The organism is Paenibacillus sp. NRS-1782, assembly GCF_050467685.1.
In the GTDB taxonomy this organism is placed as follows: domain Bacteria; phylum Bacillota; class Bacilli; order Paenibacillales; family Paenibacillaceae; genus Paenibacillus; species Paenibacillus terrae_A.
Map to the genome: position 1 here is coordinate 1 of NZ_JBITPH010000003.1, position 13,043 is coordinate 13,043.

11 protein-coding genes and 1 pseudogene are annotated in these 13,043 nt (G+C 42.4%); 11 read left to right on the top strand and 1 reads right to left on the bottom strand.

Going from position 1 to position 13,043, the window contains the following annotated elements; all coding sequences use genetic code 11:
• The 10 genes from ACIFQM_RS00405 to ACIFQM_RS00450 all read left to right on the top strand — a co-directional run.
• Positions 1-923, top strand: a 923-nt coding sequence (locus ACIFQM_RS00405) for a hypothetical protein (protein WP_430064751.1), incomplete at its 5' end; no start/stop codon positions are given.
• The gene (locus ACIFQM_RS00410; protein ID WP_430041576.1) at positions 895-1,437 is read left to right on the top strand and encodes a hypothetical protein; all 543 of its coding nucleotides are present in this window, start codon (positions 895-897) and stop codon (positions 1,435-1,437) included. The genes ACIFQM_RS00405 and ACIFQM_RS00410, both read left to right, overlap by 29 nt.
• A gap of 317 nt (positions 1,438-1,754) precedes the next feature.
• Entirely contained in the window at positions 1,755-3,701 is a 1,947-nt protein-coding gene (locus ACIFQM_RS00415) for a hypothetical protein (RefSeq protein ID WP_430041575.1), read from the top strand.
• A 722-nt stretch (positions 3,702-4,423) separates the two neighbouring features.
• A complete protein-coding gene (locus ACIFQM_RS00420) occupies positions 4,424-5,098 on the top strand; it encodes a hypothetical protein (protein WP_430041573.1) in 675 nt (224 codons plus the stop codon).
• Positions 5,095-6,510 carry a phage baseplate assembly protein V gene (locus ACIFQM_RS00425; RefSeq protein ID WP_430064753.1) on the top strand — a complete coding sequence of 472 codons (1,416 nt, stop codon included), beginning with the start codon at positions 5,095-5,097 and terminating at the stop codon, positions 6,508-6,510. The genes ACIFQM_RS00420 and ACIFQM_RS00425 overlap by 4 nt, the downstream gene beginning before the upstream one ends.
• Before the next feature lie 77 nt (positions 6,511-6,587).
• Positions 6,588-7,883 (top strand): pentapeptide repeat-containing protein, encoded by a 1,296-nt coding sequence (locus tag ACIFQM_RS00430; RefSeq protein ID WP_430064755.1) that lies wholly within the window; start codon positions 6,588-6,590, stop codon positions 7,881-7,883.
• 14 nt (positions 7,884-7,897) lie between these two features.
• Complete coding sequence (locus ACIFQM_RS00435; RefSeq protein ID WP_430064777.1) at positions 7,898-8,404, top strand: hypothetical protein; 507 nt, start codon at positions 7,898-7,900, stop codon at positions 8,402-8,404.
• A gap of 14 nt (positions 8,405-8,418) precedes the next feature.
• Positions 8,419-8,835, top strand: a complete 417-nt coding sequence (locus ACIFQM_RS00440) for a DUF4280 domain-containing protein (RefSeq protein WP_430064757.1) — start codon at positions 8,419-8,421, stop codon at positions 8,833-8,835.
• A gap of 161 nt (positions 8,836-8,996) precedes the next feature.
• Positions 8,997-9,203, top strand: coding sequence for a hypothetical protein (locus ACIFQM_RS00445; protein WP_430048870.1), 207 nt, complete (start codon positions 8,997-8,999; stop codon positions 9,201-9,203).
• Between the two features lie 455 nt (positions 9,204-9,658).
• Positions 9,659-11,803 (top strand): pectate lyase, encoded by a 2,145-nt coding sequence (locus ACIFQM_RS00450; RefSeq protein ID WP_430041563.1) that lies wholly within the window; start codon positions 9,659-9,661, stop codon positions 11,801-11,803.
• A gap of 174 nt (positions 11,804-11,977) precedes the next feature.
• Here the strand turns inward: ACIFQM_RS00450 and ACIFQM_RS00455 are convergent, their stop codons facing one another.
• The gene (locus ACIFQM_RS00455; RefSeq protein WP_430041561.1) at positions 11,978-12,373 is read right to left on the bottom strand and encodes a VOC family protein; all 396 of its coding nucleotides are present in this window, start codon (positions 12,371-12,373) and stop codon (positions 11,978-11,980) included.
• Between the two features lie 200 nt (positions 12,374-12,573).
• Here ACIFQM_RS00455 and ACIFQM_RS00460 point away from each other — a divergent pair.
• Positions 12,574-12,855, top strand: a pseudogene (locus ACIFQM_RS00460) (phosphoketolase); the annotation flags it as partial.
• Positions 12,856-13,043 lie beyond the last annotated feature (188 nt).

Sequence of the window (13,043 nt, forward strand, 5' to 3'; positions counted from 1 at the left end):
GGTTAATCAACAGGCGTGTTAACACATATAACCTCTCATTTACTGATGTTGAAGAAATAGAGCATGAGAAAAACAAACTTATTGTAGGGAATATAACAAAGTCAAAACACGCGCCTCAAAAAGTTCGCATTGGTTCCACCACAGGTGTAGTGAGATCAGAATATGAACTGGCTCGTACATCATTCTTTGTTTACCATCCTCAAAATGAGATAATCGTTTATGAAGTGAATAGCTCCATAAAAGATACAGATTTTAGAGTTTTCTTTACGAAGTTCTTGAGCAAAGATCACTTGATTGGGGAAGTGAAAATAAAACCTGTGCCTGAGCCTTATCAGATTAGAACGGAACTTGAGTCAATTCAAACGATCACTTCAGTACACTTCCAACTTATACATCCAAATCCGGGGAAAAAAGACTTTAATTTATACAATCAGATTATTCATGAAAATAAGTTAAAAGAGCTTGATATTAAAATGGTTAATAATCAAGGTCTTCAACTCAAGGCTCTCCCTAAAGTAGAGCAATTAACTGAAAGGGACAACTTTGAGCCAATAATTTTATCGACTTATATCGAACTTGATGAGATTGAAGAGAGGAAGCAAGAAACCGTTTCCACTGAGGAGAGTAAGGATGAAGAGTATACACAATCCATTGAAAATGGGATACATTTGGTAGAATCAGGTTATGGCTCAGTGGAAATTAAGGGTTTTGATATCGTAACCCTCCCGGGTAAGGGGAAAAAGTCCAAGAAAAGAAAGAAGAAACGAACCTTTTCTTCTAATAGGTCTGTACGAAAAATTACTACGAATGAATACTCGCAGAACGGGTTAATAACAAGGATTTTAAATTTTATCATTGATGTTAGAGAAAAGGCTTCTGCGAAAGGGGAGGCAGATGACAACACAAGGACATTCAAACAATAATGGAATGCTGAGCTACGACGAAACAACTTTTAGAGGATTGCTTAAAATTGTAAAACTAGAACCATTAAAGAATTGGTCTTCTTTTTGGGCAGTGGTACTTACGCTATTAATGATAGCTTATGTTTTGTTTGAGAAGGATTTTGAGAAGCTTAGTGTTGTTGCTGATAAGACAGCAACAACTTTGCTCAGTGCATCTGCTGCGATATTTGGAATTGTTATCGCATCTTTAACACTAACGATAACCTTATTTCATCAAAAATTACTTCCAGTGATGCTTAAGCATAACCTTCTTCATAGATATTTGTTTCCTTTTTGGTTTGTAGTATTGCTCTGGTCTATTAATATTGTAATGTGTTTATTTATTGTATTTATCCAAGTTTTTGGATCGCCTTTTGGGATAGCTGCAGTATTCTCTTTAGAAATATTCTTATTTCTTTTTGCGACTTTTTATACAGTGAATTTAACCGGATTAGTTATACAACTTGCATTGCAAAGAGCCCAAATAGAAACGTGAAATATTATTTTAAATCGACCTAACTTTCTGTTTTCAAAGGGGGATTGTGGATTTACCGTAGATAACACACTTTTCCCCTTGACATCAAATGTAGGCCAAATAAATGATGTTAATGCATTTTTTTAGTGAGATATGCCATGCTGGAAAACGGAAGGGTTGCCCATATGATTACTCCGCAGTTAGTTATTTAAACTCCTTGTTCATTTATCTATGCGCTGTACGAGCTTCATCTACTGAAGCTCTTTATATTAGTTGCCCTAAAACGAAAAGAAAAGTGCGTAGTAAGTAGTGATGTCTTAATAATGAGGTGTTGAGAGATGCATTCAAAAAATTATTTGGAGAAAATAATTTTCCAGATCAATCAGGCAAGTCCTTTTTTCTTGACATCCAAGATTTGGTCATTGCCAATTCAGGGGTTTTCCTATAATCAATCTAGAAGTATTAAATTCATGGAAGCGCTTATGAAAAAGTCCTTGATTCAAGAACGGCGCTCTGATGTAATTTGTATATTAGGCGATTGGGGAAATGTAGCGGAGGGTATCTTTTTTTCGGACAAGGCACTCTATGTGAATTCCCCGAAAAACAAAAGCAAGACATTTAGGGTTAGCTATAACGAAATTAGGGAGTTGAATTACAATACTTACTCTGTTGAATTAAAAATTACTACTCACAATAACAGTGTATATTACATTGATACACCTATCTGGAGTAAAAGAAACATCAAGATATTCTTAGAGATTGCGACCGGGCTGATGGATTTTGATGATAAAGACTTGAGTCGGATAAAAGGTGTAGAATTACCAGAAAAAGCAAATAAATCTACCGCTGACCTAACTGCTGGAATGGTTTATGGGAACGTAAGTAATGCCAGTACACTCTATGGACAGGACAAATTTAGAACGCCAAGAGGCCACGGTTTCGCCGCAGAACGAGCCAATCATTTGTACGATAAGCTTTCTGGTAATGATGCGAAAATCATTGGAGATAGCAATGTCAAGAACGGGGCTGATCGAGTTGTAAATGGTCTAAATATACAATCTAAATATTGTAATAGTGGTTCAAAATGTATTCAGGAATGTTTTGAGAACGGAAGGCTGAAGTATATCAATTCTGACGGCTCACCGATGCAAATCGAAGTTCCATTGGATAAATACGATGCTGCCGTTCAAGCAATGGAAAACCGCATTAAAAACGGGGAAGTGCCAGGAGTAACCGATCTGAGGGAAGCTAAAAATATTATTAGAAAAGGTCACTTTACTTATGAACAAGCAAAGAACATCACGAGATTTGGAACAGTAGAGTCCATAGTTTATGATGCTCTTAACGGCGCCATTGTATCTGCTTCTGCATTTGGTATTAGCACGGTGCTTTCCTTTGCAGTTTGTGTATGGAATGGTGAGGATTTTAAAAGTGCAATTAAAAAGGCATCGTATTCAGGTTTGAATGTAGGCGGCATGACTTTTGTCACTGCAGTGATATCGAGTCAGTTGTCAAAATCCGGGCTAAACAGTTTGTTAGTTGGTGGTTCAGAAGTAATTGTCAATGCAATTGGGCCGAAAGCATCTGCTATGCTCGTAAATGCTTTTAGAAGTGGTACGAATATTTACGGCGCTGCAGCAATGAAGAGTGCGGCTAAGCTCCTGCGATCGAATGCTATCACTGCTGGTGTGTCGATTGTCGTATTATCCTCTGTTGATGTGGTAAACATTTTTAGAGGACGTATATCAGGAACACAGTTGTTCAAAAATATTACGAATACGGCAGTTTCTGTAGGTGGCGGCACTGCAGGATGGATTGGAGGTGCGGCTGCTGGAGCTGCGATCGGTTCGGCAGTTCCAATCATAGGAACAGCAATAGGTGGCTTCGTGGGCGGTTTAGCTGGAGCTTTTGCTGGTGGGAGTCTCGCTGGCAAAGCCTCTGATTCATTGATGGGTATGTTTATTGAAGATGATGCGAATCAGATGGTCCAAATCATTGAAGATGTATTCAAGAATTTGGCTAATGATTATTTACTAAATAAAATTGAAGCTGAAAAAGTTATCGAAGCCCTTAAAAAAGTGCTAACGGGAGCTACGCTTAAAGATATGTTTGCAAGTACCGATAGAACCGAGTTCGCGCATAACTTAATAGTGCCAGACATCGAGAATGAAGTTCGCAAACGTCAACAGATTCGCTTGCCAAGCGAAGAACATATGATACAAGGTCTTCGCGACGCTTTAGAAGAGATGGCAGATCTGGATAATGCATCAGAAGCAGATAAATAACGGAATGTTTGAAAGTAGCTTTATAAGAGCACTTAAGACCGGCTGCCAGTGGAACCCTTCAGAAATTAAGGCTTGGTCGTTTGTCGTTTATGCAACAAGACCAAACATCCTGAACATCGCAACACGCCGAATTGTGGATTTACCGTGCCACGGTTCGCCTCCATCTAAAAAACCCGCTCACTGAGCGGGTTTTTGCTTTTTATGGAGTTAAAATGTAGACCAAATGTAAACATGAAATGATTAAGGGCCAAATTGTACTGGGACTTGTAGACATCAAGTCTACAAACTTGGATTATAAAAATGTTATGGACTGGACACAAATCATTGGTATGGACCTTTCATTTGTACAAGCTAAATTTGAAGGGGAATAGAGCAGGTAGAAAGAATGTTTGGCAAGCAGGTTGATATGGAATTTGCTCCATTTCTATAGAAAAATAGCGACGGTACCGACATTGGCGTAGAATGACGCTTTCGTCGGTACCGTCGTTGTTTGAGGTTCAAAGGGGGTGATGATTTGCCCTTAAAAAGAAAAGGAACATCATCCTCTTTTCCATATTAATTTCAGAAAAATACATTGAAAATAACACATGGGATGGTTCTTTCTGTAAACATAATCTCTATTCTGGCCGATACATACATAAGATGGGCTATTGTTAAATATCCCCTCCTACTTTCGTATTTTGAAGTGAATTCTCATCTTTTAAGAAGAAGGGACTACCTCTATGAATTATATGGACGAGCATATCCTAAGTCTCCAAAATAAGCTTAACCACGATGTAGCATCTAATAACGAAAATACGAATCGATCTCAACTTGCTGTATCCGATCAGGATAACTCTGTTGCTGAACAAAACAGGGCGCTGCGGATGGGTGATGAACTGATCCCGTTGGAATGGAAACCGATTTTGGATGGACAACTGGCGTTTAGCATCCCAAAATCTTTTAGCTTAATGCCACTGGAGCAAGCCCGATTTAAATATCCTTCGGATCATCGTCCACAGATCATTTATACCTCTTTGGACGGCGAGGTAAACATCACCTTTAATCTGACAGAATCGGTTTTGGAGGTGGACGAGCTTCCCGTGTTTGTAGAACAAATGGCGGATGTTTTGCGCTCTGTACAACCCGTTCGTAACTGGATCGGTACCGAAATGATTGTGAATCGTTCCGGGTTGTCCATCGGGCTGGTCCGTTTTGTGGCAGCAGGTGTGGATATGAATTTGTACAATGAAATACTGCTGTTTGTCCATGAGGGACAGGTGACGATGGGTACGTTTAACTGTATGGAATCGGACATGGAAGTGTGGTTGCCTGTGGCAGAAAATACAGTGCAGTCCCTCCATAGGCTGCCGATTCCCTCACATCCCACACATGAGAAAGGAGCGGATTCACTATGAGTCTGGGCTACGATAATATTCAAATTCACCCCTATGTGCTGGTTGATCTGGAGCAGCTTAACCTCACGAAAAAAATCAACGAGCATACCCGGCTTTATTTTACAGGAATCATCCCCGAGGAGATGCAGGACAGCTACGTGGAAACGACGGAAAAGAACACTGTCATCGAGGTGAGTCAGCGGGATGAAACGGGCGAAAGTAAGCCGCTGTTCAGCGGGATTGCCTTATCGGTCGAAGTAAAGGTCGTGCGGGACGTGTACTATCTGGAGGTAGAGGCGATTTCCCATACCTACCGGATGGATATCCAGCAGCGTACCCGTTCTTTTCAATATACAAAAATGACCATTCCTCAGATGCTGGAGCAGATCGGCAAGGACTACGAAGGGCTGGATATGATTGATGGAGCGACAGGTGGAGAGCAGATTGGAAGGCTGGCCATCCAGTATCAGGAGACGGACTGGGCGTTCTTGAGACGTATGGCCTCCCGGTATCATACGAGCCTGATGCCTGTGGCTCGCTTTGACAGTCCAAAATTTTATTTTGGTATTGAGGATAGCCCTGCACAGGTGGTGCTGGATCATACCCGTTATACTGTGCGCAAGCAAATGCTGCCTTTCCGTTATTTTCAGGAAAATGAGCAGGCGAAGGTAACGGAAAATGATTTTATTTTCTATGAGGTAGAAACAGACGAGGTACTGGATTTGGGAGCTCAGATGACCTTTCAGGGACACAGCTTGTACGTCATTGAGGCGTATACCGAAATGAGGCAAGGACTGCTGCGACATCAATATGTGCTTGCCTCGTACAAAGGCTTACGGCAAAAAAGCTACTACCAGGAAAAGCTGGCGGGAGCCTCGTTAAGCGGTGTGGTTGTGGACGTGCGTCAGGATCAGGTGCGCATCCATCTGGATTGTGATGAGAAGCAGGATAAAGATAAGGCGCATTGGTTCAACTATTCGACGGTGTATAGTGGCGGAGGGCATACAGGCTGGTACGTCATGCCAGAAAAAGGAGACTCCGTATCGCTGTATTTTCCAGGCAGTCGTGAAGAAGATGGGATTGCGGGGAGTGCGATTAGGCGTGCAGGCAGAGGGAGCGGACACAACAATTTCTCCAATCCGCAGATGAAAATATGGCGAACGCCTCATGGCAAGGAGATTCGTTTGGGGCCGGATGAGCTAGTCGTGACGGGCAAGGACGGTGCTATTTTTATCAAGCTGGATGACAAGGAAGGTATTCATATCGTAAGCAGCAAGCAGGTAAGTATCTCGGCGGGTGGCAACTTGAGTCTATCTGCTGGTAAAACGATGAGTCTGTCCGCAGGCAGTGAGCTGCGTATGGATTGCAACGGCAGTCATATTCAATTGAGCGGATCAGCGGATATGAAGGGCAGTGAAGTGAAGTCGAATTAGGCTGTAGGGCGGCTGCTGAATGGCGGCAACATGATGATATGGCATATTGACGAGTTTTAGGTGGTGGATGAAAGCAGATGGAGAAGCCTATAGATGAACTAGACCCGCAGCAGCGGCAAGTCATTTTGAATCAGGCGTGGTTTCTGATTCGCAGAGACTGGGCGCTGAAGTTCAAGGCGATGCAAGAACAACGGATTCAAGATTGTGTCGAAGCGTTCCGAGGATACTGTCAGAAGGTTCGGCAGGAGCAGCTTCAAGGACAAAAAGGAAAGATCGGTTATATCACGTACTCCATGCTACGTACCACATGGCTGGAGGAGCAGCCTGCTTATCTTGTGGAGGCTTCAGACGCTCTATGGATGCTTGATCCTAAACCGATGCGATTTGAATGGGATACAGGCTGGGCATATTCCTATTGGAGCGATTTGCAGCGGCAATTGCGAACGGAGGTAGAGAAACAACAAACTTCTCTATCGGAGCTTGAATGGGAGCAGATCATGCTGGAGGCAGCGATACATATTCATGAGCTAGTGGTGAATATGATGCGTCTGGCGATGAAACAGGCGGTGCGCTTACCTGAATTTCAGGAGCTTGAGCGAGAGGAAACATTCGAGATTCGTGTTGGAGAGTACCTGGATCAGAGTGTGTCTGTGTATAAAGAAGACCGCAGACAGATGGATGCGAACGTAATCAAGTCGTGGCTGGAGGAAAAAGAAGAACAGGCCTACAGCTATCAGGCGTTGGAGGGCATTCAGCTATCGGACGGCGATTATAGCCAGTTGGATTTTCGTTATACGGCCTTTCGTCAGATTGAGATAGAGCATAGTCGCTTACATGGCTGTGTCTTGGTTGGAACAATATGGGAGGGAAGTCGACTCGATGGGATCGACTTCACGTACAGCTTGCTCCATGGAGCCGATTTTAGCGGTTGTTCCATGAGAGGGGCGATATTGGATGCCGTTACGGGCAACGCCGGATACGGTTCGGATGCTTCTTTAGACTGGGAGCCATTGGGGTTTGCAGGTGTAGACTTCACAGGGACAAGCTTGCAAGGAGCTCGGTTTCAAGATGCACGGCTACGAGGAGCTGTATTTCAAGATGCCCTGCTGCAAAGAGCGTCCTTGAATGGAGCGGATCTAACAGATGCTTATTTTGTGGGAGCGAATGTGTCAGGTGCTTCCTTTGAGGGAGCTTGTTTGATCCGGGCCGATTTTACAGGCGCAAATGTGCAAGGAGTCATGTTTACCGATGAACAGCGCAGGGAGGCCATTGGATTGGAATGTGTATCCCCTGAGGTATTCCATTCGTGGGAAGAGCCTTCTACATCTTCACAGGCGAGGGATGGCGTTAGGAAAAGGGAGTGGTTGCATTGAGATATTTCCGACTGATGGTGGATGAGCGGGTAAAACATCGGGTAGAACCTGCTGCGCTCTCTCCCTTGCAAGTAGAAGACATCCTGACAGGGACTCAGGGACAGAAACAGCAGGATGATCCTCTTTTTCTGGCTGTACATACTGATCAACGAACGATATACCCCGATTTTTTGGAATTTCCTATGCCACTGGTGTCGGATCGTCTGAAAGCAATATTGGAGAAATATATGCCAGGACTGGAATGGGAATCCGCTATTCTCACTGATTTTCAGCAAGCCAGACAAGATGTATATTGGTTGCTTCGACCGCCAATAGTGGATTGCCTGGCCGCACAAACGGAGTGGTATCCCAATGATACGTTGAAGCATTTGGTGCTCAAACAAGGGGATATCCCATCGCCTGTTTTTCGGATTGCGGGACTGATCGAACCCCATATCTATATCCATCTGGCTGTGGCGGAAAGTCTGCTGCGCCGATCTTTTACAGGCATTCGAGTACAACGAATCGAGATGGAGCACTAAGGAGGATGAAGCAAGTGGAAGAAGCGCAAGTGAAACCGGGAACCGGTGCGAAAAAGAGCTATGTCGTGGCAGGAGCGATTTTGAGCTGTAGTAATGGCACGCAGCCTACCCGTTTGAAACGCCCTTTTAGCCATGGGGTCTACGTGAAAAACAAAGCACAAATGAACATTGGAGATTATGTGCCGGGTGTGAACATCCAATCTTTTGGGAATTGCTCCAGTCTATTAAACCCGGCTGTGCAAGCCAGTGACATGGTGGACATCTATGGTGTGAAGAAAGCCCCGTGTGTTCCTGTCCTGACCATGCCGTGGCTGAACGGGAAAAGCGATATGAGGATTGAGGGGCAGCCCGCTTTAACACAGAACTGTACCCATCAGTGTCTGTATTGTGGTCATATCCGAATTGAAAATGACGGTCAGGAGCTGGATTAATCCAACAATTGGATGATCAGGGACAGTCGCTACAACGATGGTACGCAAGTACATGCACGGCGATGCGATTGATACAGTCACGAACTATGCTAAACTGGACACTTTTGTTTTACAACATGAGGAGAGACAAGAAGTGGATTACGGAAAACGGAGGGCAATCCTTGCTGGAGCGTCTAGGAGTGTGGGAGCAACTCACAGTTGTGCCTGTCAGTGATCCCTTGATGTTGGCAGTCAATCCTTCCATCGGATTTGACAGCAAGAACTTTATTATTTTGGTGATCTCGACTTTGGAGGGCATTACCGTGAAGTCTTCGGCATGTCATCTTAAACTTTTGATCTTTTATTGCCATGAAAAATGCACTGGTTAATGTCAAATCTTTATACGTAGGAATATTTATCAAATTAATTTAAAGTAAAAAAAATACAGGAAATATTTTGTATCACATGCTATAATTTAGAATATTAAAAGGAAGGGGATATTGACGAATTAGTTCGAAATTATTGATAGACTCTGTATTTGAATGTAAGTCTCATTCGTTTTACTCATCATAGTAATTTTTTTCTCATTATAAAATTTGTATAGATGTTTCATTGATTTGTATTACTTTGTTGCACGTACAGAATGGACGAATGCAATTTTGGGTTTGAGCTTCGATACTTCATCAAATGTAGGAAAGAGCAGGTCTAGCATCATGCTTATGAATCGAAGCCATACCATGCACCATTAATATGATTACATAGGGGAGGTGAATCGAGAAACTTGACGGCATTTTGATAACGCTTCAATGGTGTATGCAACAAATCAAACTTGGGAGGATTAGAAATGAAAAAGAGGATTACAAATGTAATGGGCATTGTTTTATTGTTTTCACTTGCAATATCTTTAATAACAGGAGGATTGCAAAATACCACAGCTTATGCAGCCGGTCTTTCGATCATCGACGATGGAGGCTGGAATGAAACTGCGTATGTAGAATGGTCACCTGAAAGCAATGCAGAGGGGTATAATGTATATGTTAAACCTGTAAGTGCACCAGATTCTTACTACCAACAAATTGATAGCGAATTGATTCGAAAATACCCTTCCTATTGGAGAGCTGATGCCGTAGGTCTTGCAGCTGGAGATTATGAAATGAAAGTTGAAGCTAGGCTATCAGACGGTTCAACGGTAAGTGCCGTTTCAAATAAGCTATCCGTAGCGTCATATGATAGATCTGGATTTGCTTTCTCATCAAAATCGCTATATGGCACAGGCTCGGGTGCTTATAATGAAGACGGAACACTTAAGAATGGCGCCCAAGTTCTTTATGTAACATCCGAGACTGCCCAAACAGTGACCCTCGATGTGAAAATCAATAGCTCAGGTCGTGTTCAAACAGGTGTTGGTCTAGGCGAGATTTTGGCATTAAGACAAAAAGGCTATGATACAGCACCACTTGCAATCAGATTTATTGGAAAAGTTACAGCAGATGATATGAGAGGACAACTTAATAGCAGTGGATATCTTCAAGTAAAAGGCAAAAAAAATTATTCGGAAATGAATATGACGGTTGAAGGTATCGGAGATGATGCTTATGCTTACGGATGGGGAATACTTCTTAGATATGTCGGAAATATGGAAGTGAGAAACCTGGGTCTGATGTTGTTCCCCGATGACGGTATTTCAATGGATACAGGAAATGCAAATGTTTGGGTGCATAATAATGATATATTCTATGGATCTGCAGGAGGAGATGCTGACCAAGCAAAGGGCGATGGTTCCTCAGACGTTAAAAATGGATCGACGTATATTACAATCTCTTATAATCACTACTGGGATTCAGGAAAATCGGCTCTGGTCGGCTTAAGTGAATCGTCAGAATTCTTTGTCACCTTCCACCATAACTGGTTTGATCATTCAGACTCCCGTCATCCACGTATAAGAGTGGCATCTGTTCATGTATATAATAACTTCTTTGATGGAATCTCAAAATATGGTGTCGGTGCTACAATGGGAGCTTCAGCTTTTGTAGAATCTAATTATTTTAGACATGCTAAATATCCAATGTTGAGTTCCTTGCAAGGTACGGATGCTTTAGGGGAAGGTACATTTTCAGGCGAAAACGGAGGTGTGATTAAGGCCTACAACAATAGTATAGTTGATGCGGCCAGTCTGATTTATGCAAACTCCAATAGCGGCACAGTTCTGGCAAATGAAAACTCTTTTGATGCATATTTAGCTTCGTCGAGAAATGAAATCGTACCAAGCTCATACAAAGCATTAAAAGGAGGAACAGCTTATAACAACTTTGATACAAGCATCGATACTGGAGTAAATGGTGCTGACATTGATAACGTAAGCGATGTTGAACAAATTGTTACTGCAAAAGCTGGACGCCTGAATAACGGAGACTTTACATGGAAATTTGATAATTCCGTTGATGACACGTCGTATGCACTCAATTCGGCTCTAATGGCTAAAATAAAAAGCTACACAACTCAACTTGTATCTGTAGGGGGTAATTCAATCTCACCGGAGCCAACCCCAGAACCAACACCAGGGCCAACGCCGGAGCCAACCCCAGAACCAACACCAGGGCCAACACCGGAGCCAACCCCAGAACCAACACCGACTCCTGTTCCGGTACCAACACCCGGAGAACAAGTTCATAACTTTACCATAGCTGGAATCAACAGCGACTTCTTTGATATTAAAGGGAGTCTTTCGGCAAATAAGGGAACTGTGGAGTATAATGGTGTGACTCTAACTCAATGCTTAAAAATCGAGAATTCAACCAGTATTGGGTTTACTACTACGGAAGCTTCAACATTAACATTAGTGTTTGATTCAGCAGACGGAACAAAAATCAAGGTTGATGGAACCGATTATCCAATGACTGATGGTATTGTCAGCGTATCACTTGCTCCTGGCGCACATACCATTACAAAAGATAATCCTACAAATCTTTATTACATGGAATTGGAATAGATTATCTGATGAGTTTTGGCTTGTTATGATAAAAAAAGATAGCCAACTGTACTTCAGGACTACCCCTCATTGATGAGACAGGGATCAAAACACATTCAAGTTTAAGTGACCAGTTGCCGGAATTGAACCGGCAACTGGTTTATTTAGTTTTGTTTGAATGTGAATTGTATAATTCTATTTTGCATGCTCATCTGGCTGATGAATACCAAAAATATTCCCTTCTGTGTCCATGTAATACCCTTGCCATGCCATTCCAGGCAGTGCATGCTTTGGCAGTGCAAGTTTGCCTCCAAGATTAAGAATTTGTGCTTCAGTAGAATCGTAATCTTCCACTCCCATAGTACATGCATAACCATTCATAACCTGGCCGGGTTGGGGGGAAGCACCTAGACGTTGCATCAAAGCTCCGTTGATTCCGGGTTCATTTGCATCGCCTGTCACAGCTCCAAAATAAGGCGTTCCAGCATAATCACTCCAATCCTCAAATGTCCATCCAAATACCTCGCCATAAAACTTCTTAGCACGTTTCATGTCATCTACATGAATTTCGAAATGAACTAGTCGGCCCATGATTTCCTCCTATGTTTTGACTTCCTACATATTTCTATTACTATACTTTCCCATTTCTCTAAATATATAAAAGTTAATTGAAAAGTTTTTTGTGACTCAGGTGAGATGAAAAGTGTGACTACTTGTAGCTTAAAGATGACTTCTACGATTTCCTTGTAGACGATCACCTTTTCTAGATAGCTGCCGATGAAATTCTTGATCTCATCAAAGATCTGTTCTTTGATCGTCACAATCATAACCTGCATGTACATGGTTACCGTGAGAACGGCGACATTACGACACCATTTGATATGCGTGTATTGAATCAAATGGATCGTTTTGACTTAGTGAAGGAAGCTGTTCTAAACTTACCTGACGCTGAGAAGTACACCAACATTGTGGATGAAATGGATGCTACGGTTAAGAAACATCATCAATTCATTCGTGAAGAAGGCATCGACTTACCAGAGGTAGAAAACTGGGTATGGAAAAGCTTGAAATAAAAAACAAAGTCCACTTCAACATTGTATAGAACAAGCAAGCATGAATTGGAATATATGATTGGTTACTGCGGTACAAGTGCCTGCCCCCGTGTCTTAACGTATGATTTCCACGGGGATCAGGCACTTTTTTTGATTTGGAAAGGAAATGAACCCTTTTTTCCAGATTTGATGTATTATATGGTGGAATG